The 20,198-nt window shown below is 67.6% G+C and carries 21 protein-coding genes; 15 read left to right on the top strand and 6 right to left on the bottom strand.

Annotated elements, in window-relative coordinates:
- Positions 1–40: 40 nt before the first annotated feature.
- The 5 genes from dnaN (at position 41) to LX81_RS12980 (ending at position 5,861) form a co-directional block, all read left to right on the top strand.
- Complete coding sequence (dnaN, locus tag LX81_RS13000) at positions 41–1,159, top strand: DNA polymerase III subunit beta (protein WP_111537763.1); 1,119 nt, start codon at positions 41–43, stop codon at positions 1,157–1,159.
- A 23-nt stretch (positions 1,160–1,182) separates the two neighbouring features.
- The gene (gene recF / locus LX81_RS12995; RefSeq protein ID WP_111537762.1) at positions 1,183–2,265 is read left to right on the top strand and encodes a DNA replication/repair protein RecF; all 1,083 of its coding nucleotides are present in this window, start codon (positions 1,183–1,185) and stop codon (positions 2,263–2,265) included.
- A 37-nt stretch (positions 2,266–2,302) separates the two neighbouring features.
- The gene (locus LX81_RS12990; protein WP_111537761.1) at positions 2,303–2,923 is read left to right on the top strand and encodes a LysE family translocator; all 621 of its coding nucleotides are present in this window, start codon (positions 2,303–2,305) and stop codon (positions 2,921–2,923) included.
- A 78-nt stretch (positions 2,924–3,001) separates the two neighbouring features.
- Positions 3,002–5,419 (top strand): DNA topoisomerase (ATP-hydrolyzing) subunit B, encoded by a 2,418-nt coding sequence (gyrB, locus tag LX81_RS12985; RefSeq protein WP_111537760.1) that lies wholly within the window; start codon positions 3,002–3,004, stop codon positions 5,417–5,419.
- A gap of 178 nt (positions 5,420–5,597) precedes the next feature.
- The gene (locus LX81_RS12980; RefSeq protein ID WP_111537759.1) at positions 5,598–5,861 is read left to right on the top strand and encodes a hypothetical protein; all 264 of its coding nucleotides are present in this window, start codon (positions 5,598–5,600) and stop codon (positions 5,859–5,861) included.
- Between the two features lie 103 nt (positions 5,862–5,964).
- On the opposite strand, the gene rlmN is transcribed toward LX81_RS12980, so the two are convergent.
- Together rlmN and LX81_RS12970 are read right to left on the bottom strand one after the other, a co-directional pair.
- On the bottom strand, positions 5,965–7,134 hold the full coding sequence (rlmN, locus tag LX81_RS12975; protein ID WP_111537758.1) for a dual-specificity RNA methyltransferase RlmN: 1,170 nt from the start codon (positions 7,132–7,134) through the stop codon (positions 5,965–5,967).
- A 79-nt stretch (positions 7,135–7,213) separates the two neighbouring features.
- Positions 7,214–7,735 carry an invasion associated locus B family protein gene (locus LX81_RS12970; RefSeq protein ID WP_111537757.1) on the bottom strand — a complete coding sequence of 174 codons (522 nt, stop codon included), beginning with the start codon at positions 7,733–7,735 and terminating at the stop codon, positions 7,214–7,216.
- Positions 7,736–7,909: 174 nt separating this feature from the next.
- Here LX81_RS12970 and LX81_RS12965 point away from each other — a divergent pair, with 174 nt between their 5' ends.
- Entirely contained in the window at positions 7,910–8,893 is a 984-nt protein-coding gene (locus tag LX81_RS12965) for an asparaginase (RefSeq protein ID WP_111537827.1), read from the top strand.
- A gap of 4 nt (positions 8,894–8,897) precedes the next feature.
- On the opposite strand, the gene serB is transcribed toward LX81_RS12965, so the two are convergent.
- Entirely contained in the window at positions 8,898–9,770 is an 873-nt protein-coding gene (serB, locus tag LX81_RS12960; RefSeq protein ID WP_111537756.1) for a phosphoserine phosphatase SerB, read from the bottom strand.
- A gap of 112 nt (positions 9,771–9,882) precedes the next feature.
- Between serB and gst the strand changes: the two genes are divergently transcribed.
- The 4 genes from gst (at position 9,883) to LX81_RS12940 (ending at position 14,727) form a co-directional block, all read left to right on the top strand.
- The gene (gene gst, locus LX81_RS12955) at positions 9,883–10,587 is read left to right on the top strand and encodes a glutathione transferase, Atu5508 family (RefSeq protein ID WP_111537755.1); all 705 of its coding nucleotides are present in this window, start codon (positions 9,883–9,885) and stop codon (positions 10,585–10,587) included.
- A gap of 101 nt (positions 10,588–10,688) precedes the next feature.
- On the top strand, positions 10,689–11,843 hold the full coding sequence (locus tag LX81_RS12950) for a phosphoserine transaminase (protein WP_111537754.1): 1,155 nt from the start codon (positions 10,689–10,691) through the stop codon (positions 11,841–11,843).
- Positions 11,844–12,088: 245 nt separating this feature from the next.
- Positions 12,089–13,684 (top strand): phosphoglycerate dehydrogenase, encoded by a 1,596-nt coding sequence (gene serA / locus LX81_RS12945; RefSeq protein ID WP_111537753.1) that lies wholly within the window; start codon positions 12,089–12,091, stop codon positions 13,682–13,684.
- A gap of 245 nt (positions 13,685–13,929) precedes the next feature.
- A complete protein-coding gene (locus tag LX81_RS12940; protein ID WP_111537752.1) occupies positions 13,930–14,727 on the top strand; it encodes a metallophosphoesterase family protein in 798 nt (265 codons plus the stop codon).
- A 17-nt stretch (positions 14,728–14,744) separates the two neighbouring features.
- Here the strand turns inward: LX81_RS12940 and LX81_RS23140 are convergent, their stop codons facing one another.
- A complete protein-coding gene (locus tag LX81_RS23140; protein WP_272939484.1) occupies positions 14,745–14,873 on the bottom strand; it encodes a hypothetical protein in 129 nt (42 codons plus the stop codon).
- A gap of 72 nt (positions 14,874–14,945) precedes the next feature.
- Here LX81_RS23140 and LX81_RS12935 point away from each other — a divergent pair, with 72 nt between their 5' ends.
- Positions 14,946–15,968 carry an aspartate-semialdehyde dehydrogenase gene (locus tag LX81_RS12935; protein ID WP_111537751.1) on the top strand — a complete coding sequence of 341 codons (1,023 nt, stop codon included), beginning with the start codon at positions 14,946–14,948 and terminating at the stop codon, positions 15,966–15,968.
- A 188-nt stretch (positions 15,969–16,156) separates the two neighbouring features.
- On the top strand, positions 16,157–16,315 hold the full coding sequence (locus LX81_RS22225; protein WP_170133934.1) for a hypothetical protein: 159 nt from the start codon (positions 16,157–16,159) through the stop codon (positions 16,313–16,315).
- A 175-nt stretch (positions 16,316–16,490) separates the two neighbouring features.
- Here the strand turns inward: LX81_RS22225 and LX81_RS12930 are convergent, their stop codons facing one another.
- Positions 16,491–17,138: a carbonic anhydrase gene (locus LX81_RS12930; RefSeq protein WP_111537826.1), complete on the bottom strand. Its 648-nt coding sequence runs from the start codon at positions 17,136–17,138 to the stop codon at positions 16,491–16,493.
- A 140-nt stretch (positions 17,139–17,278) separates the two neighbouring features.
- Here LX81_RS12930 and LX81_RS12925 point away from each other — a divergent pair, with 140 nt between their 5' ends.
- From LX81_RS12925 to LX81_RS12915, 3 genes are all read left to right on the top strand, one after another.
- Positions 17,279–17,653, top strand: coding sequence for a hypothetical protein (locus LX81_RS12925; RefSeq protein WP_146259426.1), 375 nt, complete (start codon positions 17,279–17,281; stop codon positions 17,651–17,653).
- Between the two features lie 84 nt (positions 17,654–17,737).
- Positions 17,738–19,126: a leucyl aminopeptidase family protein gene (locus LX81_RS12920; RefSeq protein ID WP_111537749.1), complete on the top strand. Its 1,389-nt coding sequence runs from the start codon at positions 17,738–17,740 to the stop codon at positions 19,124–19,126.
- Positions 19,123–19,965, top strand: a complete 843-nt coding sequence (locus LX81_RS12915) for a C40 family peptidase (protein WP_111537748.1) — start codon at positions 19,123–19,125, stop codon at positions 19,963–19,965. Before LX81_RS12920 ends, LX81_RS12915 begins: the two co-directional genes overlap by 4 nt.
- Positions 19,966–19,977: 12 nt before the next feature.
- Here the strand turns inward: LX81_RS12915 and LX81_RS12910 are convergent, their stop codons facing one another.
- On the bottom strand, positions 19,978–20,181 hold the full coding sequence (locus LX81_RS12910; RefSeq protein ID WP_111537747.1) for a hypothetical protein: 204 nt from the start codon (positions 20,179–20,181) through the stop codon (positions 19,978–19,980).
- Between the last annotated feature and the right edge of the window lie 17 nt (positions 20,182–20,198).

Here is a 20,198-nt window from a genome sequence, read left to right as displayed (position 1 = left end):
AGATAGCTTCGCCGACCCGTGGCAGGGCTTGGAGTGGGACATGAAACTGAGTATCGAACGCGCGGCGCTTCTTCGGGCGGTGGCGCGGGCGCAATCCGTCGTCGAGCGGCGCAACACGATCCCGATCCTCGCCAACGTCCTGATCGAGGCGGAGGGCGACGAGATCAAGTTCCGCGCCACCGATCTTGACATCGAGGTGGTCGACAACGCACCCGCGAAGGTTGAGCGCGCGGGATCGAGCACCGTGAACGCCGTCACCTTCCACGAGATCGTGCGCAAGCTGCCCGACGGGGCGCTCGTTTCGCTCACCGATGACGGCGCGTCCGGACGCCTGAACGTGGAGGCCGGGCGGTCGAGCTTCGCGCTCGCTACGCTGCCGCGGCAGGATTTTCCGGTGATGGCGACGAGCGAATACGACTCGACCTTCACCGCGCCGGCGCCCGTTCTGCGGCGGCTCTTCGACAAGTCGAAATTCGCGATCTCCACGGAGGAGACCCGCTACTATCTCAACGGCGTCTACATGCACGTTGCCGATGCCGAGGGACGCCAGGTCCTGCGCTGCGTAGCCACGGATGGCCATCGTCTTGCGCGGATCGACGCTGAACTGCCCGAAGGGGCAGAGGGCATGCCCGGCGTGATCGTGCCGCGCAAGGCGGTGGGCGAGCTTCGCAAGCTACTCGAGGACGACGAGATGAAGATCGAGGTCTCCGTGTCGGAGACGAAGATCCGCTTCGCCACGCCGGAGATCACGCTGACCTCCAAAGTGATCGACGGCACGTTCCCCGACTATTCACGCGTCATACCGCAAGGCAATTCCCGCAAGCTCGAGGTCGACGCCAGCGATTTCGCCCGTGCGGTCGATCGGGTCGCCACCGTCTCGAGCGAGCGGTCGCGGGCGGTGAAGATGCAGCTCGACGAGGACCGGCTGATCCTCTCGGTGAACGCGCCCGATGCGGGCAATGCGGAGGAGGAGCTCGTCGTCGCCTATGCCGACGAGAAGCTCGAGATCGGGTTCAACGCGAAGTACCTGCTCGAGATCGCCTCGCAAGTCGATCGGGAGAATGCCGTCTTTCTCTTCAATTCCTCCGGCGACCCGACCCTGATGCGGGAAGGTGACGACACCTCGGCCGTCTACGTGGTCATGCCGATGCGGGTGTGACGGACCGTCTTCCCGGCTGAGACATGCATGTCTCGTCGCTCTCACTTTCGCATTTTCGCTCGCATCTGCGTACCGAGATCGCCGTGGACGCGCGCCCCGTTGCGATCTACGGGCCGAACGGGGCGGGCAAGACCAATCTGATCGAGGCGATCTCGCTGCTTTCTCCCGGCCGCGGACTGCGTCGTGCGGCGGCCGACGAGCTCGGTCGCCGGCCGCAATCGCTCGGCTGGCGCATCGGGGCCGCAATCGAGGGTCGAGAGGGTGCGCACGAGATCGACATCCGCGCCGAGGCCGGACAGCCCCGTACCGTTCGCATCAACGGCAAGGCCCAATCACAGGCCGCGCTCGGGGCGCTCCTTCGCGTGCTCTGGCTCGTGCCGTCGATGGACCGGCTCTGGATCGAGGGGGCCGAGGGGCGCAGGCGGTTCCTCGACCGCATGGCGCTCGGTTTCGATCCCGAGCATGGCGAGGCGGCGCTTGGCTACGAGAAGGCAATGCGGGAACGCAATCGCCTGCTGCGCGACGGCATCCGCGACCCGGCCTGGTACGGCGCGCTCGAGCGGCAGATGGCGGCGAGCGGCGCGCGGATGATCGCCGGACGCGCGCAGGCTGTGGAACGGGTGGTCGACGCGCAGGATGCCTCGGCCACGGCCTTTCCCGTGTCCGATCTCGCCATTGTCGATCCGCCCGACATGCCCACGTTCGATGCCAAGGCGCTCGCGGACGGGCGGGGCCGCGACATGGCGGCGGGCCGCACGCTCATTGGACCGCACCGGGCCGATCTCTCCGCCACGTACCGCGAGAAGGGCGTGGCCGCCGCCCTCTGCTCCACGGGCGAGCAGAAGGCGCTTCTCATATCGCTGATCCTCGCCAATGCCCGCGCGCTCGCGGCGGAGGTGGGCGCGCCGCCGATCCTCCTTCTCGACGAGGTGGCCGCGCATCTCGACGCCGACCGCCGCGCTGCGCTCTACGACGAGATCGAGCTTCTCGGCTCGCAGGCCTGGATGACCGGCACGGGGGCGGAGCTCTTCGACGACCTCGGCCAACGCGCGCAGCGATTCGCGGTGACGGAGACGGCGGGCGAGAGCCGCGTCGCTACGGTTTAGGCTTGCCATTTTCCGCGGTCCGTCCCTTGGGTCGTGCATGACGCTCTCGCCCCTCGATCTCGGCCTCTACGCGGCCGGCCTTTTCGCCCTCTTCCTCACGCCCGGACCGGTCTGGGTCGCGCTTCTCGCGCGTACGCTCTCGGGGGGATTCGGTGCCGCCTGGCCGCTCGCGATGGGCGTGGTGATCGGCGACGTTCTGTGGCCGCTCGTGGCCATCTTGGGCCTTTCCTGGATCGTCTCCGCCCATGCAGGCGTCCTCGACGTGATGCGCTGGATCGCCTGCCTCGTCTTTCTCGTCATGGGCGCCGCGATCCTGCGCCACCGGGATGCGGAGATCGGGCGGAACGCGCGGCTGACCCGCCCGGGGCGGATCGCGGGCTTCGTCGCGGGACTCGCCGTGATCCTCGGCAATCCCAAGGCGATCCTCTTCTATGCCGGAATGCTGCCTGGTTTCTTCGATCTCCGACGGCTGACCCCGACCGACATCTTCGCCATATGCGCGATTTCCGCGCTCGTTCCGTTCACGGGCAACCTGATCCTCGCGGCGAGCGTGGGGCGGATCCGCCGGCTACTGGCCTCGCCCCGGGCGGTGCGGCGCACGAATACCGCGGCCGGCATCCTGCTGATCGTCGTCGGGCTCGTAATTCCCTTTCTCTGACACCAAATCTTGTGGGGCTGCGTGACAAGTCCAACGAAAGCAAGTAGAAATGCGCAGCAATCGAGATGACGGGCGGATATGAGCGACAGTACCCTGCAGCGGGACGATTACGGTGCCGATTCCATCAAGGTCCTCAAGGGACTGGAGGCCGTGCGAAAGCGGCCCGGGATGTATATCGGCGATACCGATGACGGCTCCGGCCTGCATCACATGGTCTACGAGGTCGTGGACAACGGGATCGACGAGGCGTTGGCGGGTCACGCCGACGCGGTGACGGTCACGCTTCACGCCGACGACAGCGTTTCCGTCAGCGATAACGGTCGCGGGATCCCCGTGGGCATCCACGAGGAAGAGGGCGTCAGCGCGGCGGAGGTCATCATGACCCAGCTCCACGCGGGCGGGAAGTTCGACCAGAACAGCTACAAGGTTTCGGGCGGCCTGCACGGCGTCGGCGTCTCGGTCGTCAACGCGCTCTCGGACTGGCTGGAGCTTCGGATCTGGCGCGACGGACGCGAGCATCACGCGAGGTTCGAGCGTGGTGACACCGTCAAGTCCCTCGAGGTCGTCGGCGACGCGAACGGGCGCAAGGGCACGGAGGTCCGCTTCCTCGCCTCCACGGAGACGTTCTCGAACCGCGATTTCGTCTTCAAGACGCTGGAAAGCCGGCTCCGCGAGCTCGCCTTCCTCAATTCCGGCGTGCGGATAATCCTGCGCGACGAGCGCCCGGCCGAAGCGATCGAGACGGTGCTCTTCTACGAGGGCGGCGTGCGCGAGTTCGTCAAGTATCTCGACCGATCGAAGACGCCGATGATCCCGGAGCCCATCTTCTTCACCGGGGAACGGGAAGGCATCACCGTCGAGGTCGCGATGTGGTGGAACGACAGCTACAACGAGATGGTGCTGCCGTTCACCAACAATATCCCGCAGCGCGACGGCGGCACGCACATGGCGGGTTTCCGCGGCGCGCTGACACGGACGATCAACCTCTATGCCGGATCGAGCGGCATCGCACGGAAGGAGAAGGTGAATTTCACCGGGGACGACGCGCGCGAGGGGCTGACCTGCGTGCTGTCGGTGAAGGTGCCTGACCCGAAGTTCTCCAGCCAGACCAAGGACAAGCTCGTCTCGTCGGAGGTGCGTCCCGCCGTCGAGGGCCTCGTGAACGAGAAGCTCTCGGAGTGGTTCGAGGAGAACCCCAACGAGGCGCGCCAGATCGTCACCAAGATCGTGGAAGCCGCGCTCGCGCGGGAGGCGGCGCGGAAGGCGCGCGAGATGACGCGGAAGAAATCCGCGCTCGACGTCGCGAACCTGCCCGGCAAGCTCGCCGATTGCCAGACCAAGGACCCGGCGCAGCGCGAGGTGTTCCTCGTCGAGGGCGACAGCGCCGGGGGCTCGGCCAAGCAGGGGCGAGCACGGTTCAACCAGGCGGTCCTGCCGCTCAGGGGCAAGATCCTGAACGTGGAGCGGGCCCGCTTCGACCGGATGCTCGGATCGAACGAGATCGGCACGCTTATCACCGCCTTCGGCACGGGGATCGGTCGCGACGAGTTCGACATCACCAAACTGCGCTACCACAAGATCATCATCATGACGGATGCGGACGTGGACGGCGCGCATATCCGCACGCTGCTTCTCACCTTCTTCTTCCGCCAGATGCCGGAGATCATCGAGGGGGGGTATCTCTACATCGCGCAGCCGCCGCTCTATAAGGTAATGCGCGGACGGTCGGAAGTGTATTTGAAGGACGAGGCCAGCCTCGAGGATTACCTCATCCAGCAGGGTGTCGAGGGGGCAGTCCTGCGTCTCACGAACGGTGACGAGATCGCGGGCCGCGATCTCCTGCGCGTGGTCGAGGAAGCCCGGCAGGTCCGGCGCATCCTGCAGGCCTTCCCGACCCATTATCCCCGTCGCATCCTCGAGCAGGCCGCGATCGCGGGCGCCTTCGAGCCGGGACAGGCCCAGCGGGATCTGCAGGGCACGGCGGAGAACGTCGCCGCGCGCCTCGACCAGATCGCGCTGGAATACGAGACCGGCTGGCAGGGCCGCATCACCCAGGATCACGGCATCCGCCTTGCCCGCATCCTGCGCGGCGTGGAGGAGATCCGCACGCTCGACGGCGCGGTCCTGCGTTCGGGCGAGGCGCGGCGTCTCGGCGAGCAGACGGGCGCGCTCCAGGGTGTCTACCGCGACCCCGCGGCGCTCGTCCGGAAGGAGCGCGAGCTGGTGATCCACGGGCCGCTCGATCTTCTGGATGCGATCACCGACGAGGGCGAGCGTGGGCTGACGTTGCAGCGTTATAAGGGCTTGGGCGAGATGAACCCCGACCAGCTCTGGGAGACGACGCTCGATCCGGAGGCGCGCACGCTCCTGCAGGTCAAGGTGGAGGACGTGGCGGAAGCCGACGATGTCTTCACCAAGCTCATGGGCGACGTGGTGGAGCCGCGCCGCGACTTCATCCGCTCGAACGCCTTGAGCGTGGAGAACCTCGACACCTGAACCCTCCATGCTCCGTGGCGGGGCATGCGTGTCCGACGGTGCGCCGCATGCGGCCGTCGGTCAACGTGACCGTCGCGCTTTGGCATGATCCGGGCCGCGCCGGCCGTGTCGGATGGATATTGACGCGACGAGCCGTTCGCAGCACAACCCTAGGGAGATAATCCGGAGGCAGGATCAGATGACCGACAGAGATCGCGATACCCATGTCACGCGGGAGACCCGTGTCGAGCGCTCCTCGGGAGGCAAGGGAATGGCCTTCATTCTCGGCGGTCTGGTCGTCGTCGTCGCCATTCTGGCCTATGTCGTCTTCGGCATGGGTGGCGGCGCGGAGATGGGCGGCGGCGGTGGCGATACGAACGTCGACGCCGGAGGCAGCGATGCCGGCGGATCGGCCGGGTCATCCGGGGGCGGAGAAGCCTCGGGCACCGACGCGCAGAACTGATCGATCTAGCCCGCTTCGCTTGTAAGGGGACGCCAGCCGGTCGATACTCGATTGCGCCGGCTGCCCCGAACCATAGGCCTGCCGACCCAAGAAGCGTAAGGCCTCAGACGGCGGCGCGCTTCGACTTCCGCACCCGTTCAGTCTCGGACTTGAGCTGACCGCAGGCGGCCATGATGTCCTCCCCGCGCGGCGTACGAATAGGGGAGGCGTATCCCGCCTTGTGCACGATGTCGGCGAAGGCGCGGATGCGATTGTTCGACGACCGTTCGTAAGGTGCGCCCGGCCATTCGTTGAAGGGGATGAGGTTGATCTTCGCCGGAATCCCCTCGATCAGCTTTACCAGCCGCCGCGCATCCTCGTCGCTGTCGTTGACGTCCTTCAGCATCACGTATTCGAACGTGATCCGCTCCGAGTTGGAGACCTTCGGATAAGTGCGGAGCGCGTCGAGGAGCGTAGCGATGTTCCAGCGCTTGTTGATCGGAACGAGCCGATCGCGCACCTCGTCCGTCGTCGCGTGGAACGACACCGCGAGCAGGCACCCGATCTCGGCCGCCGTCCGGGCGATCTCCGGCACGACGCCGGACGTGCTCAGCGTGATGCGGCGGCGCGAGAGCGAAATCCCCTCGGGATCCATCGCTATCTTCATCGCGTCCCGGACCGCCTCGAAATTGTAGAGCGGCTCTCCCATGCCCATGAGCACGATGTTCGACAGGAGCCGGGTCTCGTCCTTCGGATTGCGACCTGGCGCGGGCCATTCGCCGAGATCGTCGCGGGCGACCATGATCTGGCCCACGATTTCCCCGGGCGTGAGGTTGCGCACCAGCCGCTGCGTGCCCGTATGGCAGAAGGAGCAGGTGAGCGTGCAGCCGACCTGGGAGGAAATGCAGAGCGTTCCGCGACCCTCCTCGGGGATGTAAACGGCCTCGACCTCATGGCCACCGGCGATCCGGAGAAGGTATTTCCGCGTGCCGTCGGACGAGACCTCGCGCCGGACCACCTCCGGCACACTGACTTCGAAATGGTCCGCGAGGAGCGCGCGGTAGGGCTTGGCGAGGTTCGTCATCGCCTCGAAATCGCGCACGCCCTTCTGGTAGATCCACTGCCAGACCTGGCCCGCGCGCATCTTCGCCTGCCGCTCCGGCGTCCCTGCGGCGATCAGGGCGTCGCGAAGGCCGTCACGGGTCAATCCGATCAGATTGGTGCGCGACCCTTCGACGGGCTTGCGGGGCAGGGTCAGCATGTCCTGCGTGATCGGCACGGCGGGCGCGGTCATCTCATCGTCCTCGGATCGGGGTCAGAGAAACGATATAGAGGATCGCGCCGCGCCTGCAAAGGGTGGCGGTCGGGACGGATCAGCCCGTGCAGCGCGCCCGCGCGGCATCGAGCGCCGCGGTGAAGCCCATGAGCGAGAACGTGTCCTCCGTGCGGGTTCCGCGAGAGGAGCGCGCGACAAGCGTCGCATCAGAGCCGCGCTGCATCGCCTCGACGATCCGCGCGTCGTCCTCCGCCGATGCGGGCCAGGCATATTCGCCTTCGGTGAAGAGGTCGAACTCCGTCCCGCCGATGTTCAGATCGACGGTTGAGCCGTCCGCGAAGGGATAACCGCCCGTGAAGGAAACCTCGCTCTCCACGCCGGACCCGGGACGGAAGGTGACGAACAGGAGGATGTCGCCGCGCCGGACGGAAACGGTCTCACCGTCCTGCGTGTTGACGGTGCGCGTGGGGCTCGACACGCTCCAGCATTCCTGCGGATCGTCCTCGACGAAGACGCTCCAGGCAGTCTCGACCGCGACGCGGTTCGTACTCTCCTCCTGCGCGAATGCTGCTGCGGTCATCACGGCCAGCGCCGCGGTTCCTGCAAGGATTGCTTTCATGTCTCTGCCGCCTCCGAATGCCGTCTGCCTCGGAACCCGCCCGCCGGACCGTCTGTCGGGGCCGCTACGGATCGCCGGTTCCATTCCATTTCGAGCGGTGCGACCATAAGAGCAAATTCGAGATTTTTGGAAGCCCCCGGCGTGAAAAATCGCCAAGCCGTGAAAGGCGAGAAGATGCCCGAACCCGTCCCGATGATTGAGGTTACCCGCGGAGACCTCGTGGAATCGGCCCATTCCGGCCATGCCGTGATCTGCGATGCCTCTGGCGAGATCGTCGATGCCTGGGGCGATCCCGATGCCGTGATCTATCCGCGCTCGTCGTGCAAGATGATGCAGGCGTTGCCGATGGTCGAAGCGGGCCTCGACCTGCCCCCGGAGCGCCTGGCACTTGCCTGCGCGTCGCATCAGGGTGCGCCAATGCATGTCGAGCGTGTCGCGTCCTGGTTGAGCGATCTTGGCCTGTCCGACGGTGATCTGCTCTGCGGAACGGAGGTTTCGCGCGACAAGGAGACGCGCGAGGCGATGATCCGTGCGGGCGAGCCGCCGTGCCAGGTGCATAACAACTGCTCCGGCAAGCATGCGGGGTTTCTCACCTTCGCGAAGCATCTCGGCGCCGGGCCGGATTACGTGGAGCTCGACCATCCCGTGCAGCGCGCGGTCCGCGCGAGCTTCGACGAGGTGACGGGAATGACGTCCCCGACCTACGGGATCGACGGTTGCTCCGCGCCGAACTTCGCGACGAGCGTCCACGGGCTCGCACGGGCCATGGCGGCCTTCGCCGCGGCGCGCGAGGGGGCGGGGGCGCGGCAGGATGCGATGGCGCGTCTCGTCTCCGCCATGCGCGCCCATCCCGACCTTGTCGCCGGCGAAGGGCGCGCCTGCACCGGTCTCATGCGGGCGATGGAGGGACGCGTCGCGATCAAGACGGGGGCAGAGGCGGTCTTCGTCGCGATCCTGCCCGAACAGAAGCTGGGCGTGGCGCTCAAGATTTCGGACGGTGCGACCCGGGCTTCCGAGGCGGCGATCGCCGCGCTTCTCGTGCGCCTCGGTGTCCTCGACCCCGCCCACCCGGAAACGCTGGCGCGCCTCGATGCGAAGATCCGCAACCGCGCGGGGCTGGAGGTCGGGCGGATCCGCAAGGCGGAGGGCTTCGCCTGATCCGTCACGGCAGGGTGAACTCGTCGTCCGAATAGCCCTGCAGGTAGAGAAGCGCGGTCAGGTCGCCATGGTCGATCCTGAGCCGCGCCCGTTCGGCCACCGCCGGCTTGGCGTGCAGCGCGACCCCGGACCCGGCGACTTCCAGCATCCCCAGGTCGTTGGCCCCGTCTCCGACCGCCATCGCGTCCGCGAGCTCGACCCCGCGCCGGGCGCAGATCTCCCGCAGGGCCGCGACCTTGGCGTCCCTGCCGAGGATCGGCTCCGCCACCTCCCCGGTCAGTCGTCCGGCGGCTGCGGGGAGGGCGTTGGCGCGGTGTTCGTCGAAGCCGAGACGTGCCGCGACGCGAGAGGTGAACGCCGTGAAGCCGCCCGAGACGAGCGCGCAATAGGCGCCGTTGCCCCGCATCGTGGCGACGAGCGCGGCGCCGCCGGGCGTCATCGTGATACGCTCGGTCCAGACCCGGTCGATCACGCTTTCCTCCAACCCCTCGAGCAGCGCGACCCGTGCGCGGAGCGCGTCCTCGAAATCGAGCTCTCCGTTCATCGCGCGCGCAGTGATGGCGGAGACTTCGGCACCGACCCCTGCAATGTCAGCAAGCTCGTCAATGCATTCCTGCCCGATCATGGTGCTGTCCATGTCGGCCAGGAGCACCGTCTTCCGTCGTCCCTCGCGGCGCTGGACGTTCACGTCGACGCCGAAACCCGCGATGTCGCGGCGGATCGCGGCGAGGTCGCCGGGCGGGACGGCGAGGGTGAATTCCGCCGCGCGGTCCGGCGAAAGCCAGACCACGTCTCCCCCGCCCCAAGCGTTCCGGAGGCTTTCGGCCAGCGCCGGATCGAGGCCCGACGCGCCGCTCGTCAAGGTGGCCACCTGCATTTCGGGTCTCCGTTCTTCGTCCTTTCGCGGCTGAAGATCACATCACCGGCGCGCATTCCAGCGGAACACGTCATGGGGTCGCAGCGCTTGTTAGCCAGCGAGGGAGGGGAAGATGCCCGATTATGCGCTCTATTATTGGCCGGTGCCGTTCCGCGGACAATTCGTCAGGGCGGTCCTCGCCCATGCCGACCGGAGTTGGGAGGAGCCCGACCCGGAGGCGATCCTGGGCGTCATGGAAGCGGCCCCCCACGATCAGTCGGTCCCCTTCATGGCGCCGCCTATGCTGGTCGATCACGCCGAGAACCTGGCCCTCGCGCAGATGCCGGCGATCCTGCTCTATTTGGGCGAAACGCTGGACCTCATGCCCGACGATGCGCATCGGCGCGGCCTGACCGGGAAGATTGTCGGCGATGCGAACGACGTGCTCGACGAGATGACCCGCAACGGCGGGCGGAGTATGTGGGACACGGAAAGCTGGAACGCGTATCTCCCCCGCCTCGAGCGCTGGATGACGATCTGGGAGGAGACGGGACGCCGCCACGGGCTCTCCGGGGAGGAGGGGCACCTGCTCGGCGGAGATCGGACCGACCTCGCGGACCTCGTCACCGCCGTGCTTTGGTTCACGATGACGGAGAAGTTGCCGTCCCTCGGGCCGCGCCTGCGCGACCACGCTCCGTGCGTCGCGGCGCTGTCCGCGCGGGTGATGGAGACGCCGCGCCTTAGCGCCATGCGGGCTGATACGGATGCACGGTTCGGCGATGCCTGGTGCGGGGGGCAGATCGAGGCCTCGCTCAGGCGCGTGATCGGCGATGCCTGATGCCGTGACGAGCCATCTTGCCAGGCGGGTCGGAGAGGGATAGATCGCAAGGCGGGACACCCTTCCCCAACGAAGGGCACATATCTGGAAGGATACCAGTGATGGCGACCTCGCAACCGGCCACGCGGCCGGCTAATCCGCGTTTCTCCTCAGGGCCTTGCGCCAAACCCCCGACATTCTCGCTCGAGGCGCTCGCCGGCGCGCCGCTCGGCCGCTCGCACCGGGCCGCGGTCGGCAAGGCTAAGCTCGCGCAGGCGATCGACGAGACGCGCGCGCTTCTGGGCGTGCCGGAAGATTACCGCATCGGCATCGTGCCCGCCTCCGATACGGGCGCGTTCGAGATGGCCATGTGGACGCTTTTGGGCGAGCGCCCCGTCGAGATGGTCGCCTGGGAAAGCTTCGGCGCGGGCTGGGTCACGGACGCGGTCAAGCAGTTGAAACTCAACGCCAATGTCCATGAGGCCGAGTACGGGCGCATCGTCGACATGGGCGCGCTCGATTACGACCGCGACGTCTGCTTCACCTGGAACGGCACGACGTCCGGCGTGCGAGTGCCGGACGGTGATGCGATCCCGGCGGAGCGGGGCGGGCTCACGATCTGCGATGCGACGAGCGCGGCGTTCGCGCAGGATTTGCCGTGGGACAAGCTCGATGTCGCGACCTTCTCCTGGCAGAAGGTGATGGGCGGCGAAGCGGCGCACGGGATGCTGATCCTGAGCCCGAGAGCGGTGGAACGTCTTGAAAACTATACGCCTTCCTGGCCGCTGCCGAAGGTGTTCCGGCTAACCAAGGGCGGCAAGCTCATCGAGGGGATCTTCCGCGGCGAGACGATCAACACGCCGTCGATGCTGGTGGTCGAGGATTACCTCCAGGCGCTGGCCTGGGGGCGGTCCGTGGGCGGGCTCCGGGGCCTGATGGACCGGGCCGACCGCAACGCGAAGGTGGTCTGGGACTTCTGCGACGCGCAGGGCTGGATCGCCAATCTCGCCGAAGATCCCGCAACGAAATCAAACACTTCCGTCTGTCTCAAGTTCACCGATCCGGCCGTCGCGGGCGACGCGGCCTTCGCCAAGGCGGTGACGAAGCGGCTCGAGGCGGAGGGGGTGGCGCTCGATGTCGGGTCCTATCGCGATGCACCTCCGGGCCTTCGGATCTGGTGCGGCGCGACGGTGGAGACCTCCGATCTCGAGGCGTTGATGCCCTGGATCGACTGGGCCTACCACGCCGAGCTCAACGCGAAGCGGGAGGCCGCCTGAGGCGTACACGGAACGTACACCGCGCGTGCACCGGACGTACACGGGATGTGCAGCACCGGTACAGCGCACGTACCTCCCGTGTGCCGACGGCGTACACCGCGCGTACATACGATGTGCAGCAGGTGTGCACCGCCTCCCCCATGACCGACATGCCCCGGGCCTGACCCGGGGCCTCCCCCGTCCACAGCGGCTCCGGGCCTGACCCGGGGCACGACATCTCCAGATGACATAGAGGAGTGCCAGACATGGCCCCCAAGGTTCTCGTCTCCGACAAGCTTTCGGAAACCGCCGTGCAGATCTTCCGCGATCGCGGCATCGACGTAACGTTCGACCCGTCGATCGGGAAGGACAAGGAAAAGCTCGCCCAGGCGATCGGCGAATATGACGGTCTCGCCATCCGTTCGGCCACCAAGGTCACCGCCAAGCTTCTCGAGCAGGCGGGCAACCTCAAGGTCATCGGCCGGGCCGGGATCGGGGTCGACAACGTCGACATCCCGGCCGCGAGCCAGAAGGGCGTGATCGTGATGAACACGCCCTTCGGCAACTCGATCACCACGGCCGAACATGCGATCTCGCTGATGATGGCGGTGGCGCGCCAGATCCCCGAGGCCAACGCCTCGACCCATGCGGGCAAGTGGGAGAAGTCGCGCTTCATGGGGGTCGAGCTTACCGGCAAGACGCTCGGCGTGATCGGCGCGGGCAATATCGGCTCCATCGTCATCGACCGGGCGCGGGGCCTCAGGATGAAGGTCATCGCCTACGATCCGTTCCTGAACGAGGAGCGTGCCGACCAGCTCGGCGTGCGGAAGGTGGAGCTCGACGAGCTGCTCGCGGCGTCTGACTTCATCACGCTGCACGTGCCGCTGACCGACAAGACCCGCAACATCCTGTCGAAGGAGGCGATCGCAAAGCTCAAGCCGGGGGTTCGGATCGTGAACTGCGCCCGCGGCGGTCTCGTCGACGAGGCGGCGCTCGCGGATGCGTTGAAGGAGGGCCGGGTCGCGGGCGCGGGCTTCGACGTCTTCGCCGAGGAGCCGGCCACCGCCTCGCCGCTCTTCAATCTCGAGAACGTCGTCGTCACGCCCCATCTCGGCGCGGCGACCACGGAGGCGCAGGAGAACGTGGCGCTGCAGGTGGCCGAGCAGATGTCGGATTACCTGCTGACGGGGGCGGTCACGAACGCGCTCAACATGCCGTCGGTCACCGCCGAGGAGGCGCGCGTGATGGGCCCGTGGCTGAAGCTTGCCGAGCATCTCGGCGCCTTCTGCGGGCAGATGACCGAGGAGGGGGTGACGGAGATCAACATCCTCTACGACGGGTCGGTGGCGGAGATGAACACCGCCGCGCTCAACACCTCGGCCATCGCGGGGCTGATGCGGTCGGTCAATCCCGATGTGAACATGGTGTCCGCGCCGGTGCTCGCGAAGGATCGCGGGATCGACATCTCCACCACGACGCAAGGTCAGACGGGCGTCTTCGAGGCCTATATCAAGATCACGGTAACGACGCCCGAGCGGGTGCGCTCGATCGCGGGCACCGTCTTCTCCGACGGCAAACCGCGCTTCATCCAGATCAAGGGCATCAACCTCGACGCGGAGATCGGGCAGCACATGCTCTACACCACGAACGAGGACAAGGCGGGCGTCATCGGCACGCTCGGCCAGACGCTGGGCCAGAACGGGGTGAACATCGCGAACTTCACCCTCGGCCGGTCGGAGCGGGGGCGCGAGGCGATCGCGCTGCTCTATCTCGACGAGCAGCCGCCGCAGGACGTGCTCCAGAAGCTGAAGGACACGGGCCTGTTCAACGCGGTCCGGCCGCTGCAATTCGCCGTCGCCTGAGGCGCGATCCCGGACAGAGAGAAAGGCGGGCCGAAATATGGCCCCCTTTCCCCGATGGTCGCGCGAGCGGGTGCCGAAAAATAGGGACCGTCACGCGACCGTGACCACGGTGCCGACCGCTCGGCATCGAATCAAGAGCGGCGTTAAGAAACATTAAGGTTCCGTCAAGGAAACGCTGGATCTCGTGACGCCGCGCGGGACAGGTATGGGCCGTCCGATGGTGGGCATGGACAGGGAGGAAGAACATGACCGACAGGATCTATGCGGTCGGCGACATCCACGGTTACGCGAGTGAACTCGATCGCGCCCTGGGCCTGATCGAGGCCGATGGCGGGCCGGATGCGCGGGTGATCTTCCTCGGCGATTACACCGATCGCGGGCCGGACAGCCGCGGCGTGCTCGACCGGCTGATCGACGGTCTCGCCGCGGGGCGGAACTGGGTCTGCCTTATGGGCAATCACGACCGCATGTTCCTCAGGTTCCTCACCGAGGGGGCGGAGCATGACGGCAACATCAAGAGTGGGCTGTCTTGGATGAACCGTCGCCTTGGCGGGCCGTCCACGCTCGCCTCCTACGGGTTGCCGCAGGGCGAGGGGGGCGCGTTCCTGATGGCGCAGAACGGCGGCCTAGAGACGCTCAGCTCCTACGATCTCGGGGGGGACGAGCTTTCGCTGCAGGAACTCGTAATGCGCGCGCGGGAGACGGTGCCCGAGGGGCATCGCGAATTCCTCGCCACGCGGCCCATCCTGCACCGCGAGGGGGAGCTCGTCTTCGTCCATGCGGGCATCCGACCCGGCGTGCCGCTCGACGCGCAGGAGGAGGACGACCTTCTATGGATCCGCGACGGCTGGCTCGAGGATACGCGCGACCACGGCGTGCTAGTCGTGCATGGCCATACCGCGCTCGATACGCCCACGCATTACGGCAACCGCGTCAACCTAGACGGTGGCGCGGGATATGGTCGGCCGCTCGTCCCCGTCTGCTTCGAGGGGCGCGAGAGCGCGATCCTGACGGAGGCGGGCCGGGTGCGGCTCGTGCCGTGACCGGCCCGCGCGCCGTGCTATCGCCCGGACGACAGGTACCCCACGACGGTCACACCGAGCAGGCCGAGCAGGATCAAGAGGACGAGTATGTACATGTGCGGTTCTCCTTCCTCCTCGATGATAGCCGCGCCTGCGCGTATGTCCATCGTTGACCCCCTTTCGGGGCGCGGCCCGATAGGATAGAGGGGCGGCGTTTCCGGGTATCGAGAGGGGCCGTCATGGGCTATCGCATCGTCGTCGCGGGCGCCACGGGCAACGTGGGCCGCGAAATGCTGAACATCCTGGCCGAACGGCAGTTTCCGGTGGACGAGATCGCGGTGCTCGCCTCGCGAAAATCGCTTGGTACGGAGGTCAGCTTCGGCGAGCAGACGCTGAAGACGAAGGATCTCGAGCAATTCGACTTCGCGGGCTGGGACATGGCGCTCTTCGCCGTCGGCTCCGAGGCCACGAAGGCGCATGCGCCGCGCGCGGCGAAGGCCGGCTGCGTGGTGATCGACAATTCCTCGCTCTACCGCTACGACAGCGAGGTGCCGCTGATCGTGCCGGAGGTGAACCCCGAGGCGGTCCACGGCTACGCGAAGAAGAACATCATCGCCAATCCGAACTGCTCCACCGCGCAGATGGTGGTGGCGCTGAAGCCGTTGCATGACCGCGCGCGAATCAAGCGGGTGGTGGTCTCGACCTACCAATCCGTCTCCGGCGCCGGGAAGGAGGGGATCGACGAGCTCTGGGACCAGACGAAGTCGATCTACAATCCCGTCGACGACAAGCCCGCGAAGAAGTTCACCAAGCAGATCGCCTTCAACGTGATCCCGCATATCGATTCGTTCATGGAGGACGGCTCCACCCGCGAGGAGTGGAAGATGGTCGTGGAGACGAAGAAGATCGTCGATCCGAAGATCAAGGTGACGGCGACCTGCGTGCGGGTCCCGACCTTCGTGGGCCATGCCGAGGCGATCAACATCGAGTTCGAGGACTTCCTCGACGAGGACGAGGCGCGCGACATCCTGCGCGAGGCGCCCGGCGTGATGGTCGTCGACAAGCGCGAGGACGGTGGCTACGTCACGCCGATCGAATGCGTGGGCGACTTCGCCACCTTCATCAGCCGCATCCGCACCGACGGGACGATCGAGAACGGGCTGAACCTCTGGTGCGTGAGCGACAACCTCCGCAAGGGCGCGGCGCTCAATGCGGTGCAGATCGCCGAACTGCTCGGGCGCGAGGTGCTGAAGAAGGGCTGAGGCGCGCGCGTCCTCGGGTCCCGCACAATTCGCGCCAAATTGCAGGCATCCGGATCGGGAAAAATCCCTATCCGGATCAACACATTGGGACGTGTTCCCAAGGTGATTTAAATTGCCTGCAATCCCGAAAGGCGATGGCAACCTCGATCTGGTCAAACGGTCCTTGGAATAGAGGGGAGGACGCCGTGATGATGGGATTGAAGGAGATCGCGAAACTCGTCGTGGCTTCGGTCGCGCCGAAGCCCGCGCCGGCCGCGCCCCGCGGTCGCGAGAAGCGGGTGTCCCGCGTCGACATCAAGGCGCTTCTCGACAGGGAATTGGGATCGCTGCCGCCCCTGGCGGAGTGATCCGGCCGCATCCGTTTCGCCCGCGCGCCCGCCCGAAACCGGGAGAGGCGCTGCGCGGGCGGGATGGGGCGGACGGCAGGTGTCTCGACCGCCAGGGGTGACGGTCGGGGCGCATACGAAGCGGCGGGCGTGGCCTTCGTGAGGGGGGCCGCGCCCGTCGTCGTTCGGGGATGCGTCAGACGGGCTGGAAGGCGCCGGTCGGCGGGTCGAGGGTCCAGAGACTGCCTTCCGCGATGTCGTTAAAGAGACCGTGGAGCGTCAGCGTCCCTGCCTCCACCGCCTCCCGCACGAAGGGGAAGGTCATCAGGTTTCTCAGCGAGACCCGGACCGCCTCGTGTTCGAGCGCCGTGAGCCGTGTCGCCTCGTCGGCATCGGGGAGCGTCTCGTAGGCGGGGCGCAGGATATCCATCCACCGCCCGACGAAACTCGTCTTCTCCTCGAGCTCCGGCGCGTCGCCCGAACACATGCTGTAGCAACCCTGCACGCCGCCGCAGCGCGAATGGCCGAGGACGATCACATGCGCGACGCGCAGCGCGGTGACGGCGTACTCGACCGTCGCCGAGGTGCCGTGCCGGTCGCCGTCGGGCTCGTAGGGCGGCACGAGGTTGGCGATGTTGCGGTGGATGAAGAACTCGCCCTGGTCCGCGCCGAAGATTGAGATGACGTGGACGCGGCTGTCGCAGCAGGAGATCACCATCGCGCGGGGCCTCTGCCCCTCCTCGGCGAGGCGGCGGTACCAGCCGCGGTTCTCCTGGAAGGTCGTGGCGCGCCAGCCCATGTAGCGTTGCGCCAGATAAGCGGGGATCGGTTTCGTGAAGCTCATGTCGGTCACGGCGGTCATCCGTTCTCTGCGCGATTGCCTCGATCTTTAGCAAGTTTCCACGGCCAATCCCAGAGTGCGGCCATCGTTTGTTAGCCTCGCCCGGTTAGGGTCCGGCTTCGGGGCAGAGAGGGAAGACAATCGTGCAAATATCCAGATTGCCGCTGCGCGAGAACGCGGCGGCCGATGTCCATCGAATGGTGGGAACGAACGGTCCGCAGACGGCCGATCTCGCCGAGCGGATCGGGCCGGATCTCGAAGGACTGGCCGAGCGCCTGAGCATCATCTCGCGACTTTACCGCGACGGGCGCAACGCCGAGATCGGCCGTCTCGCGCGGGAGGTGGCCGGCATGTCCCAGTCCCTGGGGCTGTTGCAGATCTCCCGGGTCGCCGCCGCGCTCGACGGTCTCGCATCGGGCCGGGACCCGGCCGCGCTCGGGGCGAATGTCGCGCGTCTCCTGCGGCTCGGCGACGACGCGCTACACACGCTCTGGGCGCTGCACGACGCGCATTACTGACGGGCGCTCCGCGGGACGCGCGCTTGCGCCTCGCTTCGTAGGGATTAGGGTGGCGGTGTCATAAAGCCTGACCGGATCCCCACCATGAGCCTGACCTTCGCTTCGCCCGATCCCGCGGCGCGCCCGATCCATGTCCTCGCACCGGGGGAGGTGACGGACTGGCTGTCCGACCAGCCCGACGCCGTACGCGCCCGCGTGTCGGAGGCGGGGTTCGAGGGGCAGGCGGGCCGGAGCCTCGTCGTCGCAGGGCCAGACGGGCGGGCGGCGCTGGCGCTTCTGGGCATCGGGGACGAGGGCCAGAGACGGCGCGGCCGGTTCGCGCTCGCCGCGCTGCGCCGGGAGCTGCCGGAGGGGACGTGGCGGATCGCCACCCCGCTCGATCCCGAGGCGCGCGACGAGGCGGCGCTGGGCTGGCTCCTCGCCGGGTACGTCTTCGACCGCTATGCCGATGCCGCCGCGCCGAAGGCCATGCTCGTCGCGCCCGACGGGGTGGACGCGGCCCGGATCGAGGCCATCGCGGCGGGCGAGGCGTTCACCCGCGATCTCATCAACACCCCCGCGAACGACATGGGGCCCGACACGCTCGAGGCGGAGGCGCGCAAGCTCGCCGGGGCCTTCGGCGCGGCGATCGCCGTCGTCGCGGGCGACGACCTCCTCGCGGAGAACCTGCCGCTGATCCACGCCGTCGGGCGGGCGGCCACCGATGCGCGCGGCCCGCGGCTCATCGACCTGCGCTGGGGCGAGGCCGGGCCGAAGGTCACGCTCGTCGGCAAGGGCGTGTGCTTCGACACGGGCGGGCTCAACCTCAAGCCGGGCGCCTCGATGGGGATCATGAAGAAGGACATGGGCGGCGCGGCGACGGTGCTGGGCCTCGCGCGGACGATCATGGCGCTGGGCCTGGAGATGCGGCTCCGCGTGCTCGTCCCGGCGGTCGAGAATTCCGTCTCCGCCGCGTCGTTCCGGCCGGGCGACATTCTGACGGCGCGGAGCGGCAAGACGATCGAGATCAACAACACCGATGCCGAGGGACGCCTCGTCCTCGCCGACGCGCTGACGCTCGGGGGGGAGGACGCGCCCGACGTGATGGTGTCGATGGCGACGCTCACGGGGGCCGCGCGGGTCGCCGTCGGGCCCGACCTCGCGCCGTTCTACACCGACGACGAGGGGCTTGCGTCGGGGCTCATGGAGGCGGGCCGCCGCGTGCGCGACCCGCTCTGGCGGATGCCGTTCTGGGATCCGTACGAGGCGATGATCGAGCCGGGGATCGCCGATCTCGACAACGCGCCCTCGGGCGGTTTCGCGGGCTCCATCACCGCGGCGCTGTTCCTGCGCCGCTTCGCGGGGGGTGCTGCGACCTACGCGCATTTCGACATCTATGGCTGGACGCCCAGCGCGGCGCCGGGCCGACCGAAGGGCGGCGTGGGGCAGGGGGGCCGGGCGCTTCTGGAGGTCCTGCCGGGGATCGGCGCGTGAGCGACCGACGGCTCACGCCCGCCAATGGCCGCGTGGCGGCCGCGCATCTGAGAGGGCTCGTCGAGGCCGCGTCCTTCGTGGAGGGCGAGGCCGCGGCGGTCGCGGTGCCCGTCTGCGATCTCTGGCCCGATCCCGGGGCGCGGTCGCGCGACCGGCAGCTTCTCCTCGGGGAAGGGGTGACGGTGTTCGAGCGGGCGGAGGGCATGGCCTTCGTGCGTGCCGATCGCGACGGCTATGTCGGCTATGTCGCGGAGGGCGATCTCGGGCCGCCGGTCCAGGCCACGCATGTCGTGGGGGTGCCGGCCACGCATCTTTATCCCGAGCCGGATTTCAAGCGCCCGGCCGCGGCGCGGCTGAGCTTCGGGGCGCGGCTCCGGGTGGTGGCGGCGACCGAGCGGTTCTTCGAGACGACGGCCGGGCTGCATGTCCCGCGGGTGCATCTGAGACCCGCGAACCGGCCCTTCACCGACGCGGCGAGCGTGGCGCAGCTTTTCTTCGGCGTGCCCTATCTCTGGGGCGGGAACTCGATCGACGGGATCGACTGCTCCGGCCTCGTGCAGGCGGCACTCCTCGCGATCGGCCATCCCTGTCCGGGCGACAGCGACCTGCAGCAGGGCGCGGTGGGCGCGCGGCTCGCCGAGGATGCGGCGCTCGAACGGGGCGATCTGCTGTTCTGGAAGGGCCATGTCGCGATGGCGGTCGATGCGGAAGTGCTGATCCACGCCAACGCGCATCACATGGCGGTGGCCTACGAGCCGGTGGAGGCGGCGGTGAGCCGGATCGAGGGGCAAGGCGACGGGCCGGTGCTCGCGAGGCGGCGTCCGCTCCGCGCGGACTGAACGGCTCGGGCCTCATTCCTCGTCGTTGTCGCCCCCCCGCGGCCTCGCGGCGAGCTGTGCCAGCAATTCGGCATGCCGCCGGCGCAGGCTCTTGGACCGGATGTCGGGCGGCATGGTCAGCAGGATGTTGGTGATCGTGAAGAGTTCCGAGACGATGTCCCGGTAGCGTTCGTCACCCTGCATCCCTTCGCCGTTCTCGGAGTCATCGTGCTCCATAATGCCAATCCTCCGGA

Origin of the sequence: Palleronia aestuarii (assembly GCF_003253995.1) — a bacterium.
Taxonomy (GTDB): domain Bacteria; phylum Pseudomonadota; class Alphaproteobacteria; order Rhodobacterales; family Rhodobacteraceae; genus Palleronia; species Palleronia aestuarii.
The sequence above is the reverse complement of the archived record's forward strand: the minus strand, read 5'-3'. Positions and strand labels throughout refer to the sequence as shown.